Annotated in this window: 19 protein-coding genes and 1 pseudogene; 12 read left to right on the top strand and 8 right to left on the bottom strand. The window is 65.6% G+C overall.

Going from position 1 to position 20,713, the window contains the following annotated elements; translation table 11 throughout:
- Positions 1 to 140 precede the first annotated feature (140 nt).
- The gene (locus tag OKW35_RS33570) at positions 141 to 608 is read right to left on the bottom strand and encodes a CBS domain-containing protein (protein ID WP_018421164.1); all 468 of its coding nucleotides are present in this window, start codon (positions 606 to 608) and stop codon (positions 141 to 143) included.
- Positions 609 to 880: 272 nt separating this feature from the next.
- On the opposite strand from OKW35_RS33570, the gene OKW35_RS33565 reads away from it, so the two are divergent.
- The 3 genes from OKW35_RS33565 to OKW35_RS33555 all read left to right on the top strand — a co-directional run bounded on the left by OKW35_RS33565 (position 881) and on the right by OKW35_RS33555 (position 3,647).
- Complete coding sequence (locus tag OKW35_RS33565; RefSeq protein WP_429554354.1) at positions 881 to 2,275, top strand: O-acetylhomoserine aminocarboxypropyltransferase; 1,395 nt, start codon at positions 881 to 883, stop codon at positions 2,273 to 2,275.
- A complete protein-coding gene (locus OKW35_RS33560) occupies positions 2,272 to 3,105 on the top strand; it encodes an alpha/beta fold hydrolase (RefSeq protein ID WP_429554353.1) in 834 nt (277 codons plus the stop codon). Before OKW35_RS33565 ends, OKW35_RS33560 begins: the two co-directional genes overlap by 4 nt.
- 221 nt (positions 3,106 to 3,326) lie before the next feature.
- Positions 3,327 to 3,647, top strand: coding sequence for an Mpo1-like protein (locus OKW35_RS33555; RefSeq protein WP_429554352.1), 321 nt, complete (start codon positions 3,327 to 3,329; stop codon positions 3,645 to 3,647).
- A gap of 34 nt (positions 3,648 to 3,681) precedes the next feature.
- On the opposite strand, the gene OKW35_RS33550 is transcribed toward OKW35_RS33555, so the two are convergent.
- The gene (locus tag OKW35_RS33550; protein WP_429554351.1) at positions 3,682 to 4,995 is read right to left on the bottom strand and encodes a YihY family inner membrane protein; all 1,314 of its coding nucleotides are present in this window, start codon (positions 4,993 to 4,995) and stop codon (positions 3,682 to 3,684) included.
- 142 nt (positions 4,996 to 5,137) lie between these two features.
- Between OKW35_RS33550 and wrbA the strand changes: the two genes are divergently transcribed.
- Genes wrbA through OKW35_RS33530 form a run of 4 tightly spaced genes read left to right on the top strand, consistent with a single transcriptional unit; the run spans position 5,138 to position 8,618 of the window.
- Entirely contained in the window at positions 5,138 to 5,740 is a 603-nt protein-coding gene (gene wrbA, locus OKW35_RS33545) for an NAD(P)H:quinone oxidoreductase (RefSeq protein ID WP_184063646.1), read from the top strand.
- Between the two features lie 10 nt (positions 5,741 to 5,750).
- Complete coding sequence (locus tag OKW35_RS33540; RefSeq protein ID WP_429554350.1) at positions 5,751 to 6,308, top strand: DUF2069 domain-containing protein; 558 nt, start codon at positions 5,751 to 5,753, stop codon at positions 6,306 to 6,308.
- 32 nt (positions 6,309 to 6,340) lie between these two features.
- Positions 6,341 to 7,759 carry an FAD-binding oxidoreductase gene (locus tag OKW35_RS33535; RefSeq protein ID WP_429554349.1) on the top strand — a complete coding sequence of 473 codons (1,419 nt, stop codon included), beginning with the start codon at positions 6,341 to 6,343 and terminating at the stop codon, positions 7,757 to 7,759.
- 52 nt (positions 7,760 to 7,811) lie between these two features.
- Positions 7,812 to 8,618, top strand: coding sequence for a metallophosphoesterase (locus tag OKW35_RS33530; protein WP_429554348.1), 807 nt, complete (start codon positions 7,812 to 7,814; stop codon positions 8,616 to 8,618).
- A gap of 46 nt (positions 8,619 to 8,664) precedes the next feature.
- Here OKW35_RS33530 and OKW35_RS33525 read toward each other — a convergent pair whose 3' ends face one another.
- Both OKW35_RS33525 and OKW35_RS33520 read right to left on the bottom strand, forming a co-directional pair.
- The gene (locus OKW35_RS33525) at positions 8,665 to 8,817 is read right to left on the bottom strand and encodes a hypothetical protein (RefSeq protein ID WP_429355851.1); all 153 of its coding nucleotides are present in this window, start codon (positions 8,815 to 8,817) and stop codon (positions 8,665 to 8,667) included.
- Positions 8,818 to 9,042: 225 nt separating this feature from the next.
- Entirely contained in the window at positions 9,043 to 9,981 is a 939-nt protein-coding gene (locus tag OKW35_RS33520) for a LysR family transcriptional regulator (RefSeq protein WP_429405035.1), read from the bottom strand.
- 155 nt (positions 9,982 to 10,136) lie between these two features.
- On the opposite strand from OKW35_RS33520, the gene OKW35_RS33515 reads away from it, so the two are divergent.
- The 4 genes from OKW35_RS33515 to OKW35_RS33500 are packed head-to-tail and all read left to right on the top strand — an operon-like array spanning position 10,137 to position 15,075.
- Entirely contained in the window at positions 10,137 to 11,750 is a 1,614-nt protein-coding gene (locus OKW35_RS33515) for an efflux transporter outer membrane subunit (RefSeq protein WP_429554347.1), read from the top strand.
- Positions 11,751 to 11,758: 8 nt separating this feature from the next.
- Positions 11,759 to 13,978, top strand: coding sequence for an FUSC family protein (locus tag OKW35_RS33510; protein WP_429554346.1), 2,220 nt, complete (start codon positions 11,759 to 11,761; stop codon positions 13,976 to 13,978).
- Complete coding sequence (locus OKW35_RS33505; protein WP_018421177.1) at positions 13,968 to 14,168, top strand: DUF1656 domain-containing protein; 201 nt, start codon at positions 13,968 to 13,970, stop codon at positions 14,166 to 14,168. Before OKW35_RS33510 ends, OKW35_RS33505 begins: the two co-directional genes overlap by 11 nt.
- Positions 14,169 to 14,181: 13 nt before the next feature.
- Entirely contained in the window at positions 14,182 to 15,075 is an 894-nt protein-coding gene (locus OKW35_RS33500; protein WP_187610881.1) for an efflux RND transporter periplasmic adaptor subunit, read from the top strand.
- Positions 15,076 to 15,336: 261 nt separating this feature from the next.
- Here the strand turns inward: OKW35_RS33500 and OKW35_RS33495 are convergent, their stop codons facing one another.
- From OKW35_RS33495 to OKW35_RS33485, 3 genes are all read right to left on the bottom strand, one after another.
- Positions 15,337 to 16,155, bottom strand: a complete 819-nt coding sequence (locus tag OKW35_RS33495) for an ankyrin repeat domain-containing protein (protein ID WP_184063622.1) — start codon at positions 16,153 to 16,155, stop codon at positions 15,337 to 15,339.
- A gap of 97 nt (positions 16,156 to 16,252) precedes the next feature.
- The gene (locus OKW35_RS33490; protein WP_429554345.1) at positions 16,253 to 17,068 is read right to left on the bottom strand and encodes an ankyrin repeat domain-containing protein; all 816 of its coding nucleotides are present in this window, start codon (positions 17,066 to 17,068) and stop codon (positions 16,253 to 16,255) included.
- Positions 17,069 to 17,082: 14 nt separating this feature from the next.
- Entirely contained in the window at positions 17,083 to 18,399 is a 1,317-nt protein-coding gene (locus tag OKW35_RS33485; protein WP_429554344.1) for a hypothetical protein, read from the bottom strand.
- A 115-nt stretch (positions 18,400 to 18,514) separates the two neighbouring features.
- Between OKW35_RS33485 and OKW35_RS33480 the strand changes: the two are divergent.
- A pseudogene (locus OKW35_RS33480) lies at positions 18,515 to 18,916 on the top strand (HlyD family efflux transporter periplasmic adaptor subunit); the annotation flags it as partial.
- Positions 18,917 to 18,931: 15 nt separating this feature from the next.
- Here the strand turns inward: OKW35_RS33480 and OKW35_RS33475 are convergent.
- Positions 18,932 to 20,533, bottom strand: a complete 1,602-nt coding sequence (locus tag OKW35_RS33475) for a methyl-accepting chemotaxis protein (protein WP_429554343.1) — start codon at positions 20,531 to 20,533, stop codon at positions 18,932 to 18,934.
- Positions 20,534 to 20,713: the final 180 nt, after the last annotated feature.

Below are 20,713 nucleotides of genomic sequence, written 5' to 3'. Positions count from 1 at the left end.
CGCCGCGACTCGCGCACGCGGCTGCCGCAATCCGTCCGCACCAGCTCCAGACACAAAAAAAGCGCCCGCTTGCGCGCGCGCCCTGTCGGCGGATTCGCGCTCGCGGCGACGGCCGGAGCGCGACCTTCGAGCCACGCGCATCAACGCGCCGGCTGCTGGTCCTGTCCTTCCTGCTCTTCCGGCCAGTCGCGGATATAGGCCTTTAGCATGCGGTTCTCGAACCCCTGCTCCTCGACCACCGCCTTCGCGACGTCGTAAAACGAGATGACGCCCATCAGCGTGCGGCTTTCCATGACGGGCAGATAGCGCACGTGATGCTCGAGCATCATGCGGCGCACTTCGTTGACGTCGGTTTCGGGCGTGCAGGTGAGCGGATGGTCGTCCATCACCTTGCGGATCGTCGAGGTGCCGACGCTGCCGCCGTTCTCGCTCAAGGTCAGAATGATTTCGCGAAACGTCAGCATGCCGACGAGGTCGCCGTACTCCATCACGACGAGCGAGCCGATGTCGTGCTCGGCCATGGTATTGACGGCGTCATGCAGCGTGGTATCCGGCGTGACCGTAAAAAGGGTATTGCCCTTGACTTTAAGAATGTCGCTGACTCGCATGATCTATCTCCTGATACCGCCAATCTTGCAGTGCATGAAATGTTTTTTCGATCCTATCGGAAAGGCCCATAAAAGGAAAGCGGCCCGCCAGCCAAGGCGCGGCGGGCTTCGGAGACTCGAATTCGTCTGACTTCCAGATTGCGAGCATGCCCCGCTCCCGGCACGAGCCGCAGGAACCCGCGGGAAAACCGCGCTTGAAGCGGCGCGCGCCAATGGTAGGATGGCCGCCCACCCCGATCTTTCGCGAGGCCGCTCGCGGCCCGCCGCCCACGATGTCCGCCAACCGTTTCGATACGCTTGTGCTGCACGCCGGCGCAGCCCCCGACCCTGCCACCGGCGCGCGCGCGACGCCGATCTACCAGACCACGTCGTTTTCGTTCCGCGACTCGGATCATGCCGCCGCGCTGTTCAACATGGAGCGCGCCGGCCACGTCTACTCGCGCATCTCGAATCCGACCGTCGCCGTGTTCGAGGAGCGCGTCGCCGCGCTCGAAAACGGCGCCGGCGCGATCGGCACCGCGAGCGGCCAGGCCGCGCTGCATCTGGCGATCGCGACGCTGATGGGCGCGGGTTCGCACATCGTCGCGTCGAGCGCGCTGTACGGCGGCTCGCACAATCTGCTGCATTACACGCTGCGACGCTTCGGTATCGAGACGACCTTCGTCAAGCCCGGCGACCTCGACGCGTGGCGCGCCGCGCTGCGCCCCAACACGCGCCTGCTATTCGGCGAAACGCTCGGCAATCCGGGCCTCGACGTGCTCGACATCGCCGCACTCGCACAGATCGCGCACGCGCACCGCCTGCCGTTGCTGGTCGACTCGACCTTCACGACGCCCTACCTGCTGCGCCCCTTCGAGCACGGCGCCGACCTCGTCTACCACTCGGCGACCAAGTTTCTCGGCGGCCACGGCACGACGATCGGCGGGGTGCTGGTCGACGGCGGCACGTTCGACTTCGAGGCTTCCGGCCGCTTTCCCGAATTTACCGAGCCGTACGACGGTTTCCACGGCATGGTATTCGCCGAGGAAAGCACCGTCGCGCCGTTCCTGCTGCGCGCGCGTCGGGAAGGCTTGCGCGACTTCGGCGCGTGCCTGCATCCGCAGGCCGCGTGGCAGCTGCTGCAAGGCATCGAGACACTGCCGTTGCGCATGGAGCGTCACGTCGTCAACACACGGCGCGTGGTCGAGTTTCTCGCCGGTCATGCGGCGGTCGAATCGGTCGCCTATCCCGAGTTGCCGACGCATCCCGACCACGCGCTCGCCAGGCGGCTGCTACCGCGCGGCGCGGGCGCCGTGTTCAGCTTCAACCTGCGCGGCGACCGCGCGGCCGGGCGCGCCTTCATCGAAGCGCTCACGCTCTTCTCGCACCTCGCGAACGTCGGCGACGCGCGCTCGCTGGTGATTCACCCGGCATCGACGACGCACTTCCGCATGGATGCCGCCGCGCTCGCCGCGGCCGGTATCACCGAAGGCACGATCCGCCTGTCGATCGGGCTCGAAGATCCGGATGACCTGATCGACGATCTCAAGCGCGCGCTGAAGGCCGCGCAAAAAACCGCGCAAGCGGCGAGCGGCGGTCGTACCGCAACGCCGAGCAGCGCCTCGCAACAGACCGCCACTGCCGCGCCCGCCGCCACGAGCACCCCTGCCCGCCCGGAGTCCGCATGATCGTCACCGTTCAAGGCAAACCGGCCTACGCCTACACCGGCGGCAAACCCTTCGACGCGAGCCTGCCAACCGGCGTGTTCATCCACGGTGCCGAGCACGATCACAGCGTGTGGGCGCTGCAAAGCCGCTACTTCGCGCATCACGGCTTCGGCGTGCTCGCGGTCGATCTGCCGGGCCACCGACGCAGCGCCGGCCCCGCGCTCGCCAGCATCGCCGCGCTGGCCGACTGGCTCGCTGCGCTGCTCGACGCCGTGGGCGTCACGCGTGCGTTCGTCGCCGGTCACAGCATGGGCTCGCTGATCGCGCTCGACTTCGCCGGCCGCTATCCGCAGCGCGCAACGCATCTTGCGCTGCTCGCCACCGCGCTGCCGATGACGGTCTCCGACGCGCTGCTCGACGCCGCGCTCAATCGCGAGCCCGAGGCAATCGCCATGGTCAACCAGTGGTCGCATTCGACGCTCGCCGCGAAGCCCTCGTGCCCCGGCCCCGGTTTCTGGCTGCACGGCATGAACCAGCGGCTGATGGAGCACGTGTCCGCCAGCGGCGAGCCGCATCTGTTCCACACCGACTTCACCGCCTGCCATACCTATGCGGACGGCCACGCTCGCGCGGCGCAGGTGCGTTGCGCCACGCGCCTGATCGTTGGCCGGCGCGATGCGATGACGCCGCCGCGCGCGGCGAAAGCGCTTGCCGATGCGCTCGCGCAGGCGGGCACGCCGGTCGACACCGTCACGCTCGATGCGGGCCACGCGTTGATGACCGAGCAACCCGACGCGACGCTCGATGCGCTCTATGGCTTCGCTTCGCGGCCGCCGCACGAAGCGCGCTGATGGGGCGCGCGATGGCCGCTCGCCGCGCGCCTCGGTGCTCCGCGGGCGGCCGTCGGGAATGCCGTTGCGAATGCCGTTGCGAATCGCCACCGAATCACTACCGAACGACCACGATACCCACGCCGAACCCGCCGCGCCATCTGCCGAATGGCCAGGTTGCGCCAGGCAGGCGATCGCCGGAGAATGATTGAAGCTGTCTTTCTCAGCCTCGGGAGGCCGTCATGGCTCATACAGCACATACCGATCGCTTCGCGAACTTCGCGGAGTTTTATCCGTACTACCTGAGCGAGCATCGCAATCTCGTGTCGCGGCGGCTGCATTTCGTCGGCTCGCTCGGCGTCATTGGCTGCCTCGCGATGGCGCTCGCCACCGGCGACTGGCTATGGTTGCCGGCGGCCGTGGTGTGCGGCTACGGCTTCGCGTGGGTCGGCCATTTCTTCTTCGAAAAGAACCGGCCTGCCACCTTCCGTCATCCGTTTTACAGCCTGATGGGCGACTGGGTGATGTTCAAGGACATCTGCGTGGGGAAGATCTCGTTGTAGTTTTATCGGGGCGGCTCGAAGTCTGGCCGCCCTATCACGCTGCCTGGTGCGGCATCGAAGCCGCCGCGCGCTCGCCATCGCCGGGTCGCGCCGCCCGTGCCGCCGCGCGCGAGGCGAGCAACGCGGCGAGCGTCACCTTCAGCTGGTCGTTGTCGAGCGCGGCGAGCAGCATGCCGCCGTCCACGCATGTGGAGTCGAGTTCGAGCTGATACGTAAGCTCCGCGCGGTCGATCACGAACAGGTCGTACAGGCGCTGCACGGTCACCTGCGCCGGGTTCGCGAGGAGCACGAAGTGCGGGCCGGTATGGTCCTCCTCCAGCCGCGCGATCCACTCGATCTCCTCGAGACGCTGCAACAGCATCAGCGTCGTATCCTTGTCGCGGCGAAGCATCCGGGCAAGCTCGGGCATCGTGTAGCCGCGTCTGCCACCCTCACGCGCTTCGCACAGCCGCGCGAGCAATTCGAGCGAATCGAACAGATTGCTGCCATAGAACACCGGGCGGTGAAACTGACCGATGCGAATCGCCGGCAACGCCGATGCGATCATCGCGCCGGTCAGCGTGATGAACCAGCACAGGTACATCCACAACAGGAACAGCGGCACCGCTGCGAACGCGCCGTACACCGCCGTATAGGTCGGAATACGGCGCACGTAGTAGCCGAAGCCGCGCTTGGCGAGCTCGAACGCGACCGCGGCGATCACGCCGCCGACCACCGCGTCGCGCCATTCGACACGGCAGTTCGGCAGATAGACGTAAAGGATCGTGAACGCGAGCATCGTGAACGGCAGCGAGGCGCTCGCGAGCGCCCATTCGATCAGCGGTGTGATGCGCTGCGCGGCGCTAAACGACATCGATTGCGTGAACACATACGACGAGATGGACAGGCTCACGCCGATCAGGATCGGACCGAGCGTGATGATCGCCCAGTACACGAGAATGCGCTGCGCGACGGGCCGCGCCTTGCGCACGCGCCAGATCACATTGAACGCGGACTCGACGGTCATCATCGTCATCACCGCGGTGACGAACAGGATGATCATGCCGATCGTGGTCAGCCCTTTGGCCTTCGATGCGAACTGGTTCAGATACTTGAAGATCTGATCGTTCAGTTGCGCGGGCATCAGGTGGTCGGCAAGAAAAAACTGCAGCGACGCCTGGAACGAGCTGAAGATCGGAAACGCGGTGAACAGCGCAAACGCGACGGTGGCGAGCGGCACGAGCGCGAGCATCGTCGTGAACGTCAGGCTGCCCGCGACCTGCGGAATCCGGTCCTCGCCGATGCGTTGCGCCGCGAATTGCGCGAGCCGTTTGAGCGTGTCGAGATCGAAACGCACCCTAACCAACAAACCTGCCTCCTTGCTTGCTGAACCATCAGACCGGGACTGCGGGAACTCCGCGCGGCGTTTGGCCGAAGCTGCTGGCCGAACGGCTATGAGCGGCCTGTGCAACTGACCGAACCCCTATAATACCCGTTCAATGATGAGGCCTATGAAAGACATTCTCGTGCTTTATTACAGCCGTCACGGCGCCACCCGCGAGCTCGCGCTGGCGATCGCGCACGGCGTCGACAGCGTCCCCGGCATGCAGGCGCGCGTGCGCACCGTGCCGGCGGTTTCCACGGTTTGCGAGGCGAGCGAGCCGGACATTCCCGCCGAAGGACCACCGTACGTCGAGCTGCGCGATCTCGAAGAATGCGCGGGCCTCGCGCTCGGTTCGCCGACCCGCTTCGGCAACATGGCTGCCGCGCTCAAATACTTTCTCGACGGCACCACGCCGCAGTGGCTATCCGGTGCACTGTCGGGCAAGCCGGCCTGCGTGTTCACGTCGACCGGCAGCCTGCACGGCGGCCAGGAATCCACGCTGCTGTCGATGATGCTGCCGCTGCTCCATCACGGCATGCTGATCGTCGGCATTCCATACACGGAGAGCGCGCTGTCCACCACGCAGACCGGCGGCACGCCGTACGGCGCGTCGCATTACGCGCGCGCGGGCACGACCGGCCATGGCATCTCCGCCGACGAACGGACGCTGGCGATTGCGCTTGGTGCGCGCGTTGGGCGCACGGCGGCGTCGATGTCCGAAAGGCCGTGAGCGTAAAGCCGTGAACGAACCGGATCCGCAACCCACCGAACGCGACGACGCCCGTCGTGACGCGGGTGGCGCTGAACTCGCGGCCACGAATTCCGGGGGCCACGCGAACGCGGCGCCCGCAAGCCTCGCGGCCAACGCGTCGGCATCTACAATCGTCGTGCCCGTGCAACCCAAAGCTGCCGCTGCGCTCGTCGCCGCTTTCACACTGGTCTCGATGATCGTGCTTGCCGTCGCATGGGAATGGTGGCTCGCGCCGTTGCGCTCTGGCGGCTCGCTGCTCGTGCTGAAAGCGTTGCCGCTACTCTGCGCGTTGCCGGGCGTGTGGCGACGTCGGCTTTACACGATGCAATGGGCGTCGATGCTGATCCTGCTGTATTTCGCCGAAGGCGTCGTGCGTGGCTGGAGCGATCATGGCTTGAGCGCGCGGCTCGGCTGGCTTCAAGCGGCGCTCGCCATGATCTTCTTCACCTGCGCACTCGCGTATGTCGGACCGTTCAAGCGCGCGGCGAAACGAGCCGCGAAGCAGGCTGCAAAGCAAGCCGCCAGCGAACCGATCCCGCCCGCCTGACGCCCAGGCCCCAACACCGTCAACCGATCCACATGACCCACACCGCTTTTCTCGCCGCCTGCCGCGACGCCATCGGCGCGACTTACGTACTGACGGATTCGCACGACACCGCTCCCTTTCTGACCGACTGGCGCCGCCGCTACACCGGCGCGGCCTGCGCGGTGCTGTGCCCGGCCACGTCCGCGGAAGCCGCCGCGCTCGTCAGGCTCGCGGTCGAACATTGCGTCGCGCTGGTGCCGCAGGGCGGCAACACCGGCCTCGCGGGCGGCGCGACACCCGACGCGAGCGGCGCGCAGGCGGTCATCAGCCTGCGCCGCCTGAATCGCGTGCGCGACATCGATCCGCACAACAACACGATCACGGTCGAAGCCGGCGTGATCCTCGCCGACGTGCAGAAGCACGCCGAAGCGGCCGGGCGTCTGTTTGCGCTGAGCCTCGCCGCCGAAGGCAGCTGCACGATCGGCGGCAATCTGTCGACCAATGCGGGCGGCACCGGCGTGCTGCGCTATGGCAACTCGCGCGAGCTATGCCTCGGCCTCGAAGTGGTGACGCCGCAAGGCGAACTGTGGGACGGCTTGCGCGGGCTGCGCAAGGACAACACCGGCTACGATCTGCGGGACCTGTTCATCGGCGCGGAAGGCACGCTCGGCCTGATCACCGCGGCGGTGCTCAAGCTGCATCCGCAGCCGGCCGCGCGCGTCACCGCGCTCGCCGCGCTCGCATCGCCGCATGCGGCGCTCGATTTTCTCGCGCTCACGCAACGCGTCGCCGGGCCGCTCCTGACCGGCTTCGAACTGATGTCGGATTTCTGCCTGCGCCTCGTCGGCCGGCATTTCGAGCAGATGCGTTATCCGTTCGCCGAACCGCATGCGCAGGTCGTGCTGCTCGAACTGTCGGACAGCGAAAGCGAAGTGCACGCGCGCACGCTGTTCGAGGGGCTGATGGAAACCGCGCTCGAACAAGGTCTCGTGGAAGACGCCGTGGTGGCGGAAAACCTCGCGCAGTCTCGCGCGTTCTGGAATCTGCGCGAGCACATTCCTCTCGCCCAGGCCGAGGAGGGCCTGAACATCAAGCACGACATCGCGGTGCCGATTTCACGCATCGGCCACTTCATCGAAACGACCGATGCGGCAATCGCGCAAGCCGCGCCGGGCGCGCGCATGGTCACGTTCGGCCATCTCGGCGACGGCAATCTGCACTACAACGTGCAGGCGCCCGAGGGCGTCGATGCGAAGGCGTTTCTGCGGCAGTACCAGATCCCGATCAACCGGATCGTCTACGACAGCGTCGATGCGCATCGCGGCAGCATCAGCGCGGAACACGGACTCGGCCAGTTGAAGATCGACGAAGCCGCCCGCTACAAGCAGGACGTCGAGGTGCGGATGATGCGCGCGATCAAGCAGGCGCTCGATCCGCTGAACCTGATGAATCCGGGCAAGGTGCTACGCTAATATCTGAAGCCTGCGCGATCCGGCGCGCAGGCGTTTTGCAGGAGTCGCGTCCGTGAAGATTCGCGTGCTGTCCGATCTGCATCTGGAAAACGACGAGCCTGAACTGATCCCGCATGCGCAGGCGGATCTCGTGGTGCTGGCGGGCGACATCCACAATCATGCGGCCGGCCCGCGCTGGGCCGCGCAGGCGTTCGACGACGCGGTGCCGGTCGTCTACGTGCCGGGCAATCACGAGTACTACGACGGTGAATTCGGCGCGCTGGAGAGCGCGATGCTCGACGCGGCCGCGCAGGTCGACAACGTGCATCTGCTGAACAACGCCGCGCTGGTCGACAGCCAGGGCCGCTGGCGCGTGCTCGGCACGACGTTGTGGACCGACTTCGCGCTGTACGGCGCCACACCGGATGCAATCGAGGAATCGATCGTCGCCGCGCGCCGGGTCATGCTCGACTATCGCGGGCTGATCCAGATGAACTGGCCGCACGACGCGCGCGACGCCGCGCGCGACTTCACGCCCGCCGATTCGCTCGCGCTGCACCAGCATGCGCGCGCGTGGCTCGAAAGCGAGCTTGCCAAACCGTTCGCCGGCCAAACGATCGTGGTCACGCATCACGCGCCGCATCGGCTGAGCCTGGCCGGGCGTTTTGCCGAAGACCGCGTGTCGGCGGGCTTCGTCAACCATCTGCCCGAGCTCGTGCGCGCGCCTGTCGCGTTGTGGATTCATGGCCACACGCATACGTCGTTCGACTACGTGGTGGACGGCACCCGCGTCGTGTGCAATCCGCGCGGCTATTTCGACCGGCGCACGCGCGAGTGGGAAAATCCGCTGTTTGCGTGGGACAAGGTCGTCGAGATCTAGCGGGTGCGGGCCTCTTGCATCAGATCAACCCGCCGCCGCTCACCGCTCACCGCTCGCGCCGCGGCGCATCCTTTGACTCGACCTCGACCGGCACGAGCTGCGGCTGCTGTTCGCGCATGCGGCGCAGCAGATCGCGCGAGGCGGCGACGCCGATCAGTCCAAACATGACGGCCAAGCCGATCATCAGGTGCGTATCCATGGATGTGTCGTCCTTCAGTGGTTGCGAGGCGCCGAACGGCGGCGAATCCAGCGCGTCCGGCCAGAGCGGCGACGCGTGACCGACACGTTAACAAATCGGCTGCGCGGCAGAAGTAAAGAAATGTTGCGGCGCGGCGCGTGTGTAACAGGCTGTCACGCCGCGTACCCACTCCGCGTGCCCCACTCCGCGTGCCGCTCGAACGTCAATGCATGACAAGCAGATCGGTCAGGTCCGCGCGAACTGCCGCAACTCCTCCTGATCCGCCGCCAGCGTCGAAGGCAACTCGTCGCGCAGGAATTCGACCCACGTGCGGATCTTCGCATCGAGATACTGCCGCGACGGATACAGCGCATACAGATTCATCTGCTGCGACGTGTACCCGGGCATCAGCCACACCAGTTCGCCGCTGCGCAAACGGCTGATCGCCGAGTAGATCGGAATCAGCGCTACGCCCATGCCCTGGGCGACGGCCACGACCATCGCCTCGGCCACGTTCACCTGAAACGTCGCCGCGCCGAGCGAGACCACTTCCTCGCCGTTCGGGCCGTCGAAGGTCCATTTGTCCGGCGGATTCACCGGCGTCACCATCTGCAGGCAGACGTGCTGCGCGAGGTCCGCAGGCGTTTGCGGCACGCCGCGCCGTTCGAGGTACGCCGGCGACGCGCACGCAATGCTGAACGCGCTGCCAAGGCGCTGCGACACGAGCCCCGAATCCGGCAGGCCGGTCGCGAGCGTCAGCGACACGTCGAAGCCTTCGTCGAGCAGATCGGGCATGCGCTGCGCGAGCGTGAGTTCGATATGCACGTCCGGGTAGCGCTGCTGGTAACGGCCCACGGCCGGCACCACGTAGTGCTGGCCGAAGCTCGTCATCGCGTGAACCTTCAGCTTGCCGGACGGACGCGCGTGCGCGTCGCTCGCCTCGGCCTCCGCCTGATCCACGTACGCGAGAATCTGCTCGCAGCGCTGCAGATAGCGCTCGCCAGCTTCGGTCAGCGCGATGCGGCGCGTGGTCCGGTTCAAAAGCCGTGTGCGCAGATGCGCTTCCAGATCGGAAACCGCGCGCGACGCGTAGGCCGTCGTCGTATTCAGATGCTGTGCGGCGCCCGTGAAGCTGCCCGCTTCGACGACGCGGACGAAAACGCGCATGTTTTGAAGCGTGTCCATACCTATCCTCAGAAATCGGCATCGATTGTTACACGATCAGCAATGGCGATTGTCTCATGTCTGGTAAAAATGCCTTGCATCTTTACCGGTTATTCCGCAATCGATCAAAAAATATAATTGCGCACAAGCTTCTATAGTCAAATTTGGAGGAAATCGTGCAGTCTCCGGTACTCAAAGGGATCGCCGCGGCCGCGGTTCTTACGATCCTATTAACAATCGCCGGATGCGCAAGTACCGGAGGCGTCGCGCCGCAAACGCACACGATCAATCCTGCGTCGCTCGATGCGGGCAACGCAATCCGCGCCGCCAACGCCGACGCGCAGTGGCCCGCCGCCGACTGGTGGCGCGCCTATGACGATCCGCAGCTGGACCGGTGGATCGCGGACGCGCAAGCCGGCAATCCCAGTCTCGCGCTCGCCCAGGCGCGCGTGCGTGAGGCGGCGTCGATGGCCGGCGTCGCGCGCGCGGCGCTCGCGCCGCAAGTCAACGGCAGCCTGTCGATCCAGCGCCAGCAGTGGGCCGACAACGTGTACTACGGCCCGGGCCCGCTCGCCGGCGAGCAGTCGTGGAACAACACCGGCACGCTCGGCCTCGCCTATCACCTCGACTTCTGGGGCAAGGACAAGAACGCCGCCGAGCGCGCGCTCGACCTCGCGCACGCCAGCGCCGCCGACGCGCGCGCCGCGCAGCTCGAACTGCAGGCGAACGTCGTGCGCACCTATATCGAGATGTCGCTGAACTACGCGTTGCTCGACATCGCGAAGGCCACGCTGCAGCAACAGCAGCAGATCGTCGACCTCGCGAACCGGCGCCTGAAGGGCGGCATCGGCACGCAGCTCGAAGTGAGCCAGGCCGAGACACCGATGCCCGAGTACGAGCGCCAGATCGACGCGATCGAGGAGAAGATCGCGCTCGGCCGCAATCAGTTGGCCGCGCTCGCGGGCAAGGGTCCGGGCGCCGGCGACGCGATCCAGCGCCCGGCGCTGTCGCTCGCCGCGCCCGCCGGCCTGCCGGCCGCGCTGCCCGCGGATCTGATCGGCCACCGGCCGGACGTGGTCGCGGCACGCTGGACGGTCGCCGCGCAGGCGCGCGGCATCGACGTCGCCAAGGCCGGGTTCTATCCGGACATCAACCTGCTCGCGTCGATCGGCGGCTATGCGGCGATGGGGCCGCTGTTCCAGTTTCTGAAGAGTCCGTCGCATAGCTGGAGCGTGGGTCCCGCGCTGACGCTGCCGATCTTCGACGGCGGCCGGCTGCGCTCGCAGCTCGGCGCGGCGTCGGCGGGCTACGACGAGGCCATCGAGCGCTACAACCAGTCGATCGTGGGCGCGCTGAAGGACATCTCCGACCAGGTGATCCGCATCCGTTCGCTGACCACCCAGGCCGACGACGCCGACCGCTCGGTCGCCGCCGCGCGCAGGAACTACGAGCTGTCGCGCGAAGGCTACCGGCGCGGCTTGACCGACTATCTGAACGTGCTGGTCGCGCAAAACCAGTTGCTGCGCGCGCAGGAAGGTGTCGCCAAAGTGCAGGCCGAGCGGCTCGGCGCGCATGCGTCGTTGATGACGGCGCTCGGCGGCGGTCTCGACGATCCGGCCAACGGTCCGCGGGATAACGAAACGTTGCCGGCGCATGGCAAGGGCAGCGGCGAGAGCAAGAGCGGCGCGGCGAGTAGCGACACGGCAACAGCGGATGCGAACGCCAAGACCAACGCAGCCATCACCGCCACCACCGCCTCGCGCGCCCCGAACGCGCCCGCGTCCGAGTAAGGAAGGCCATGTCCTCCTCGCCCTCCCCGTCGAGCGCGCGCCCCGCCTCGTTCGCCGCGCTCTACGAAGCCGCCGCCCACTGGGCGCGCACCGACGGCCTCGTATGGATCTATCTGTTCAAGTCGCTCGCCGCGTGCTTCCTCGCGCTCGGCATCGCGATGAAGCTCGATCTGCCGCAGCCGCGCACCGCGATGACCACCGTGTTCATCGTGATGCAGCCGCAAAGCGGCGCAGTGTTCGCGAAGAGCTTCTATCGGATCTGCGGCACGCTGGTCGGTCTCGTCGTGATGCTCGCGCTGATCGGACTGTTCGCGCAGCAGCCGGAGCTGTTCCTCGTCACGACCGCGATCTGGGTCGGCATCTGCACCGCCGGCGCCGCGCGCAATCGCAACTTCCGTTCGTACGGCTTCGTGCTGGCGGGCTACACGGCCGCGCTGATCGGCATCCCCGCTTCGCAGCATCCGGACGGCGCGTTCCTGAGCGCGCTCACGCGGGTCGCGGAAGTGGTGATCGGGATCATCTGCGCGGGCGCGGTCAGCGGCCTCGTGTTTCCGCAGTTCGCCGGCCTGCAGATGCGCAGCACCGTGCGTGCGCGCTTCTCGGCGTTCGTCGAGTACGTGTCGGCGTCGCTTGCCGGGCGCAACGACCGCGCCCAGATCGAGGCGACCAATGCGCGCTTCGTCGCCGACATCGTCGGCTTCGAGGCCGCGCGCAGCATCGCCGTGTTCGAAGGCCCCGATTCGCGGATGCGCGGCGGGCGCCTCGCGCGTCTGAACAGCGAGTTCATGACCGCGTCGACGCGCTTTCACGCGCTGCATCAGCTGATGAACCGTCTGCGCGACAGCGGCACGCACGGCGCGGCGATCGCGATCGCCGCGCTCGAACCGTACTTCAAGGAGATCGCGCCGTTGCTCGCGAAGTCGGGCGAGCCGGTGCTGAGCGCGGCCGACGCCGCGCACGCCGCGGCCCAGCTCGACACCTACAGGAGCGAGTTGCCCAAACGCGTGCGCGCGACGCGCGACGAGCTCGAAACGCACCCCGACGCGCCGTTGCTCGATTTCGACACGGGCGCCGAGCTACTGTACCGCTTCATCGACGACCTGCATGCGTACGCGGCGACCTACGCGTCGCTCGCCGTCGACAGGCACGCGCGCGAACGCTGGATCGAGCGCTACGAGCCGAAAACCAACGCGATCGCGGCCGGCGTCGCGGGCCTGCGCGCGGCCATCGTGATGATGGTGCTCGGGGCGTTCTGGATCGCCACCGCGTGGCCGAGCGGCTCGACGTTGACGCTGGTCGCAGCGACCGTGTGCGCGCTCGCGTCGGCGTCGCCGGATCCGAAGCGCACCGCGTTCAAGATGGCCGGCGGCACGGTGCTCGCGACGCTGATGGGCATGATCGCGGTGTTCGGCGTGTATCCGCACATCGACGGCTTCGTGATGCTGTGCGTCGCGCTCACGCCGTTCCTGCTGCTCGGCGTGTTGATGACCACGCGTGCGACGCTCGCGGGCTACGGCGTCGGCTACTGCATCTTCTTCTGCTTCCTCGCCGGCCCCGACAACGTGATTCACTACGACCCGAGTGCGTTCATGAACGACGCGCTCGCGCTGGTGCTGTCGATGCTGGTGTCGTCGATCGCGTTCGCGGTGCTGCTGCCGCCGTCGACGCCGTGGCTGCGCAACCGTCTGCTCGTCGACCTGCGCCGCCAGGTGGTGCTGGCCGGCCGCGCGGGTCTGGCACGCGTGCGCTCGCGCTTCGAAAGCGGCGCGCGCGATCTGATGTTCCAGATCGACGCGCTGTCGCAGAACGAGCCCGAAACGAAGCGCGACACGCTGCGCTGGCTGTTTTCGGTGTTGGAGGTCGGCAACGCGGTGATCGACCTGCGCCGCGAAATCGCGACGCTGCCCAACGAGCCGCGCTACCACAAAGCGGCACCGTGGCGCGTCGCGCTGCGCGCGCTGCGCGATGCGCTCGCGGCGCTGTTCGAGCGGCCGCGGCAGCAGCACTTCGCGCGCGCGCTCGCGGCGACCGCCGATGCGATCGCGCAAGTGCAGCAGCTGATGGCCGGCTTCACGCCATCGCGTGAAGAACGCCATCAGCTGCTGCGCATCCTCAGTCAACTGCATTTCATCCGTACCGCGCTGCTCGATCCGCAGTCGCCGCTTGCCTTGGCGATCGGCGCGCGCGCGGACGCATCAGAAGAAGAAGGAGTTCCTCATGCCGCGTGATATCGCCGTGCTCGATGCCTATGTGCCGGCCATTGTGCTGCTGTTCATCGCGGGCGCCGCGCTGACCTGGCTCGTCGATCGCGTGATCGCCTATACGGGCCTCTATCGCGTGGTGTGGCACCCCTCCCTGTTCCGGGCCAGCTTGCTCGTGTCCGTGTGCGGCCTTCTCGGCCTCGCCGTTTATCGTTGATCAGAGTCGAAACATGACCATCCGAAATCTTGTGGGCTTCATCGCGACAGCCGTCATTTTCATCGTCGCGATCGTGATTGGCCGCGTGCTGTGGGTCCATTACATGGACGAACCGTGGACCCGCGACGGCCGCGTGCGCGCCGAGATCGTCAACGTCGCGCCGGACGTGTCGGGCGCGATCGTCGATCTGCCGGTCAAGGACAACCAGTTCGTGAAGAAGGGCGACCTGCTGATGCAGATCGATCCGTCGCATTACCAGATCGCGGTCGAGCAGGCGCAGGCCGCCGTTGCCGCGCGCAAGGCCGAATTGCAGATGAAGCGCGACGACGCGCAACGGCGTGCCGACATGGATTCGCAGGTGGTGTCGAAGGAAAGCCGCGAAAACGCGACGCATACCGCGTCCGCCGCCGATGCCGCCTATCAGCAGGCACTCGCCGCGCTCGACGCCGCGAAGCTGAACCTCGAGCGCACGCGCGTCGTGTCGCCGGTCGACGGCTACGTGACGAACCTGTCCGTGTTCCGCGGCGACTATGCGAGCGCCGGCGCCGCGAAGCTCGCGATCGTCGACAGTCACTCGTTCTGGGTGTATGGCTACTTCGAGGAAACCAAGCTGCCGCACGTGCGCGTCGGCGATCAGGCCGAAGTGCGGCTGATGAGCGGCGGCACGCTGCAAGGCCACGTGGAGAGCATCTCGCGCGGCATCTACGACCGCGACAATCCGCAAAGCCACGAGCTGCTCGCGGACGTGAATCCGACCTTCAACTGGGTGCGCCTCGCGCAGCGCGTGCCGGTGCGCGTGCGGATCGACTCGGTGCCGCCCGACGTGATGCTGGCGGCGGGCACGACCTGCACGGTGGTGGTGCGGCCGGGGACGGGCTCCGGCTCCTCGGCGGCCAACGCGAGCTGACGCCCGCGCCGCCTTTTATAGCCTGAACTGCCCCACCATCGCCTTCAGCCCGCGCGCCTGATCGTCGAGCGAGCGGGCCGCGGCGGTGGCCTCCTCCACCAGCGCGGCGTTCTGCTGCGTGCCCGGAGCCTATCCGCCTTTTCGTGTGCGAGTCGGTTTAAAAAATCCTACCCCCTCGCCAGCGTGAAGCGCTCGCCAAACAGGATGACAAACTGGTTCATTGCGGACTTCCAGTCGAAGGTTGCCCTTTCGGTCTCTGTGTCAAGGCAGCGGATGCTTGCTGTCATCGAGCCGTCGCGGAGGATTGGCTCCCCAACGTGCTTTTATCTGTTCCGGAGTCTCCGGAGGCCATTTCACGCCCATCTTGATGATGCGGTCCCGAATCTCGATTAGCTTTTTGTAGGTCGGGGAATTGGGCGCGAAGGTATTAATGTCATCCCATATCCCTAGTGGGAATGACTCGCCATTAATGTTGTAGGTGTTGGGGTTTGCCCCATGGTCCAGCAAGTAGTCAATTTGATCTAGCGCGCGATTTGCCAGCGCTTGATACAGCACTGAATTACGTAACGAATCGCGCCGGTTCACATCCGCGCCACGTTCCACCAGCAGCCTGAGCGAACCAGATGTCGACTCTCTTGCAACAAAGAAAATGATGGGTCTGCGGCCCTCGATCATGGTGTTGGGGTCAACCCCACCGTCCAGCATCGCGCGCAGGAATTCCGGATGGGAGCTGTTGAGCATGACCCCGAGGGGGCTGCCATAATCCGGTACTTCCTGCAAGGAATCGGCCCCGGCCCTCACCACCTCCGACGCAACCGCAAGCCGGTGCGGGTCGCGCTGCAACGCCTCCTGAAAGGCAAAAAACAGCATCGTCATGTTCTTGCGCCCAGGCGTCTTCAGGTCTGTCTTCGGGGCCAGTCGCCGGACCTGCTCCATATCACCTCGCTCGATGGCCTGCGCCAGTTCGAGTTGCGGGTCGCTAAAAAAATCAGTGGCGGGAAATTTTTTCATTGCATGAACCACAGGGGATAGCGCCAGTAACAGCACCGGCACGATAAGAATTCGGCTGAGTGTTTTCATCGCTTCTTGCCTGAAAAACAAAACCCCACGCTCCGAAAAACGTGGGGTTGGTCAGCAGTCTGAGGGCTACCCGGATGTAGCACTTTCGGTCTCGGCTTCAAGGCAGCGGAAGCTTGCTGTCATCGAGCCGTCGCGGAGGATTGGCTCCCCAACGTGCTTTTATCTGTTCCGGAGTCTCCGGAGGCCATTTCACGCCCATCCTGATGATGCGGTCTCGGATTTCGACCAGTTTGACACCTGATTCAGAGGTGGAGCCTATATGTTCTATCTGCGATTCCAATTGTCTTGGGAATGAGATTCCATTGATGTTGTAAGTGTTGGGGTTGGCTCCGTGATCGAGAAGGTAATTGACTGCCCCGGTGTCGTAGCCAGTTAGCGCTTCGTAGAGAGATGTGTTGTGCAATGAATCGCGCCGGTTCACATCCGCGCCACGCTCCACCAGCAACTTGAGCGAGCCCAATTTACGATCGCTTGCAACATCAAAAATTATCGGGGTGCCTTCTGATATCAAATTTGGATCAACACCGCCGTCCAGCATCGCACGCAGGAATTCCGGGTGCGAGCTGTTGAGCCCGACCCCGAGCGGATCGCCAAAATTCGGCACTTCCTGCAAGGGATCGGCTCCGGCCTTCACCACCTCCGACATAACCGCAAGCCGATGCGGGTCGCGCTGCAATGCCTCCTGAAACGCAAAAAACAGCATCGTCATGTTCTTGCGCCCGGGCGTGTTCAGGTCTGTCTCCGGTGCCAGTCGACGGACCTGCTCCATGTCGCCTCGCTCGATGGCCTGCGCCAGTTCGAGTTGCGGGCCGCTAAAAAAATCAGTGGCGGGAAATTTTTTCATTGCATGAACCACAGGGGATAGCGCCAGTAATAGCACCGGCACGATAAGGATGCGGCTGAGTATTTTCATCGCTTTCAGCCCCGTTATGACAATGTTTCGAGTACGGAGATGTCCTCCGCCTTCTGCTGCTCGATGCCGTCTATTGCCTGCCTGATGAAGTGCCGCGACACGGGCGAGCCGCTGCCGGGCAGCGGATAGGCAGTACCGGCTGCAGCGGGCAGCGGCGTCCACGTCTGTGCCACGGTCAGAATGTCGCCGTTCACATGGTACGCATTGATGTTCGATGGCGTGACCTGGCCGCCGTAGTGTTCGACCGTCTTCGGGTGCAGACCGGCGGCATTGAAGCTCCAGCAGTCCTTGCCGCTGGCGACGGATGCAGCCGAACACAGGCCGCCGCCCAGGGAGTGACCTGTTATGTCGATAGGTTCGGTAATCTCAGTTAGCTTGGTGCCACTCCTTACTGCCCGTGCGTAATATTCCGATTCGATATTCACGCTCTGGTTAACATTGTTCGACCAGTCGGGCAGGCTCGTCATTTCGGTTCCCTTGAAGGCAAGGGTGGGCTTCATATCGTTGCCGAAGACCGCCGCATCCGGTTCATACACCTGCGCTCCAAAATTGGAACCCTTGATTTTCAGGTCTTTCGGCTTTAAGCCATACCGATCCAGAAATTCCATATCCCCGCTGCGGTTCGCCCACCCTTCGGGCACCGGCCTGGACGGCTCGTAGACATGATCGGAGAGTCTGGCCTTCTCCACCGCGACATTGTTGCGGGCGAGCCGCTCAGCGGCTGTCCGCACGCGCCCTGACATGGCTGCATTGCCCGCCGCAATCAGCGCCTTGCGCGTCTGCCACCGCTGCGCCTTGGTCAGTGCCTGTGGTATCTCGATGCGCGGCGGTGTCGCCCGGGCTGCGCGCGCAGCGTCCAGCCGGGTTTGCCAGGTGGCCGGATCATACTGGACGGACAAAATGGGTTCGCCGTCCGGGTGACTACCTGTCCTCGCTACGGGATTCATTAACGGCGTGCTGCTGTACGGTGACGGAAACAGGCCATTACGCGGACCTTTAACGGCAAGCAGTTTGCCCCGGCGCACCTCTTCGAGCAGAGCAACGATGACCCGCCAGCCATCGGAGTCAGGATTCCGGTCCCGTACATCATGAAAAAACAGCCAGTGACTGTCGATGAGATTCTTGACCAGCTTCCGGTCCTCCTCCCACTTTCCGCGATTCAGTGTGGCGATAGCAAGAAATTCGCGGGTCTCCGCCCTGGCTCTCTGAAGGTCTGCGGCCTTGCCGAGGCACGCTTTATAGTGCCATTCGTCGCAGATGACGTACCAGGTACCCGGTGGCCGCTGGCAGAACAGCTCCACGGAGTGCATTTCAAATACGGACAGGGACATAGGTGTGTCGATGGTCTATCTGAAGTCGCTGCCAGGATTGACAGCAGTCAGATGATTACCGTGCGACAGGCAGTCCGTACATGGGCGACCGCCCAAAATCTCCACAGCTTCGATGAACCTGTCCGTGTTCCGCGGCGACTATCCGACGGCCGGCGCCGCGAAGCTCGCGATCGTCGACAGTCACTCGTTCTGGGTGTATGGCTACTTCGAGGAAACCAAGCTGCCGCACGTGCGCGTCGGCGATCAGGCCGAAGTGCGGCTGATGAGCGGCGGCACGCTGCAAGGCCACGTGGAGAGCATCTCGCGCGGCATCTACGACCGCGACAATCCGCAAAGCCACGAGCTGCTCGCGGACGTGAATCCGACCTTCAACTGGGTGCGCCTCGCGCAGCGCGTGCCGGTGCGCGTGCGGATCGACTCGGTGCCGCCCGACGTGATGCTGGCGGCGGGCACGACCTGCACGGTGGTGGTGCGGCCGGGGACGGGCTCCGGCTCCTCGGCGGCCAACGCGAGCTGACGCCCGCGCCGCCTTTTATAGCCTGAACTGCCCCACCATCGCCTTCAGCCCGCGCGCCTGATCGTCGAGCGAGCGGGCCGCGGCGGTGGCCTCCTCCACCAGCGCGGCGTTCTGCTGCGTGCCCGAGTCCATCTGCGTGACCGCGAGACTGATCGCCTCGATACCGGCGCTCTGCTCGGACGACGCCGCCGAAATCTCGCCCATGATGTCGGTCACGCGCTTCACGGCCTTGACGACTTCGTCCATCGTCTGACCGGCGTCCGCGGCGAGCGTCGAGCCGTTGCCGACGCGCTCGACCGAAGTCTGGATCAAGCCCTTGATCTCCTTCGCGGCCGCCGCGCTGCGCTGCGCGAGATTGCGCACTTCCGCCGCGACGACCGAAAAGCCGCGCCCCTCCTCGCCCGCGCGCGCCGCCTCGACGGCCGCGTTCAACGCGAGGATGTTGGTCTGAAACGCGATCCCCTCGATCACGCCGATGATGTCGCCGATGCTGCGCGCGCTGTCGTTGATGTCGTTCATCGTCGCCACCACGCGGCTCACGACCGCGCCGCCCTGCTCGGCGATCGCCGACGCGTTGTTCGCGAGCGTGCTCGCCTGCTTTGCGTTGTCGGCGTTCTGACGCACCGTCGAGGTCAGTTGCTCCATGCTGCTCGCGGTGCGCTCGAGCGCAAGCGCCTGCTGCTCGGTACGCTGCGACAGATCGAGGTTGCCCATCGAAATCTGCGCGGACGCGGTCGCGATCGCATCGGCGCTCGACGCGATGTCGGCAACCGTCGTCGCGAGTCCGCTTTGCATGTCGGACAGCGCGAACAGCATGCTCGCACGGTCCTTGCCGCCGAGCGCGATGCGATTCGACAGATCGCCCGCGGCGATGCGGCGCGCGATCTCCTTCGCGTACGCGGGCTCGCCGCCGAGCTGCGCGGTGAGCCGCCGCACGACCCACGCGGCGATGCCGATCGCGAGCACGATCAGTGCGAACGTCATCACCGCGATCATCACGAACGACGAGTGATAGATGAAACCGGACGCGTCGATCGTCGCCTTCGCGGCGGTGCCGCGCTGCGCGACGAGTTCGTCGACGAGCTTTTCGAGCTTGCCGGTTTCGACGAGCAGCGACACGTCCTGCGTGCCGACCTGCCAGTTCATCTGCGACAGATCGAGCGGCTGCGCTTTCACGAGCGTGACGAAGTCGCGCAGGTGACCGCTCCATGCCTCGACCGCCGCGGTGAACGCCTTCTGCGCGCCGACCGCCTTCGCGTCCGACTTATCGACGTACTGCTGGAGCGTGCCCAGCTGCTCGTTGAGACCCGCGAGGCCGCGCTCGATGTCGGCCCCGAGTTCGTCGCGCTCCTTCGCGGTGGTCGCGGTCAGCAGCATCTTTTGCGCGCGGCTCGCGCGCAGCATGTGGCCGCGCGCTTCCTCGGCGGCGCGGCTCGCGACGTGGCCCTGGTCGTAGATCGATTGCGCGGACGCGTTCAGCCGGCCGATCTGCAGCAGCGAAAACACGCCGATCAGCAGCGTGCCGGCGAGCAGAATCGCAAACGCGATCCGCAGCGTCGCCTTGACCGACAGGCCGTTGAACTTCGTTGCCGCTGCGCTGCGTGCCACTGCTTTCATAATCCCCGTCCCCACATGTCGACGCGCCGGACAGTCGGTTCCGGCATCACCACTTATCTCTCCGGGTCTACGGCAGCGCGCCCCGCGATCTTGAATTTCGCTTGTGCAGGCCGGGGCGGGTCGTGCGCCGCTTGCCGTTCCCGGTTCCATGTTCGACGCGCTGCTTCGTGAGCCGCGCAA

It is taken from the genome of Paraburkholderia sp. MM5477-R1 (assembly GCF_050436385.1).
GTDB lineage: Bacteria > Pseudomonadota > Gammaproteobacteria > Burkholderiales > Burkholderiaceae > Paraburkholderia > Paraburkholderia tuberum.
The sequence above is the reverse complement of the archived record's forward strand: the minus strand, read 5'-3'. Positions and strand labels throughout refer to the sequence as shown.

Bases quoted from the DNA above. Each gene is read 5' to 3' on its own strand.
- OKW35_RS33570 (WP_018421164.1), bottom strand. From the start codon at position 608: ATGCGAGTCAGCGACATTCTTAAAGTCAAGGGCAATACCCTTTTTACG.
- OKW35_RS33565 (WP_429554354.1), top strand. From the start codon at position 881: ATGTCCGCCAACCGTTTCGATACGCTTGTGCTGCACGCCGGCGCAGCC.
- OKW35_RS33560 (WP_429554353.1), top strand. From the start codon at position 2,272: ATGATCGTCACCGTTCAAGGCAAACCGGCCTACGCCTACACCGGCGGC.
- OKW35_RS33555 (WP_429554352.1), top strand. From the start codon at position 3,327: ATGGCTCATACAGCACATACCGATCGCTTCGCGAACTTCGCGGAGTTT.
- wrbA (WP_184063646.1), top strand. From the start codon at position 5,138: ATGAAAGACATTCTCGTGCTTTATTACAGCCGTCACGGCGCCACCCGC.
- OKW35_RS33535 (WP_429554349.1), top strand. From the start codon at position 6,341: ATGACCCACACCGCTTTTCTCGCCGCCTGCCGCGACGCCATCGGCGCG.
- OKW35_RS33525 (WP_429355851.1), bottom strand. From the start codon at position 8,817: ATGGATACGCACCTGATGATCGGCTTGGCCGTCATGTTTGGACTGATC.
- OKW35_RS33520 (WP_429405035.1), bottom strand. From the start codon at position 9,981: ATGGACACGCTTCAAAACATGCGCGTTTTCGTCCGCGTCGTCGAAGCG.
- OKW35_RS33510 (WP_429554346.1), top strand. From the start codon at position 11,759: ATGTCCTCCTCGCCCTCCCCGTCGAGCGCGCGCCCCGCCTCGTTCGCC.
- OKW35_RS33505 (WP_018421177.1), top strand. From the start codon at position 13,968: ATGCCGCGTGATATCGCCGTGCTCGATGCCTATGTGCCGGCCATTGTG.
- OKW35_RS33500 (WP_187610881.1), top strand. From the start codon at position 14,182: ATGACCATCCGAAATCTTGTGGGCTTCATCGCGACAGCCGTCATTTTC.
- OKW35_RS33495 (WP_184063622.1), bottom strand. From the start codon at position 16,155: ATGAAAACACTCAGCCGAATTCTTATCGTGCCGGTGCTGTTACTGGCG.
- OKW35_RS33490 (WP_429554345.1), bottom strand. From the start codon at position 17,068: ATGAAAATACTCAGCCGCATCCTTATCGTGCCGGTGCTATTACTGGCG.
- OKW35_RS33485 (WP_429554344.1), bottom strand. From the start codon at position 18,399: ATGTCCCTGTCCGTATTTGAAATGCACTCCGTGGAGCTGTTCTGCCAG.
- OKW35_RS33475 (WP_429554343.1), bottom strand. From the start codon at position 20,533: ATGAAAGCAGTGGCACGCAGCGCAGCGGCAACGAAGTTCAACGGCCTG.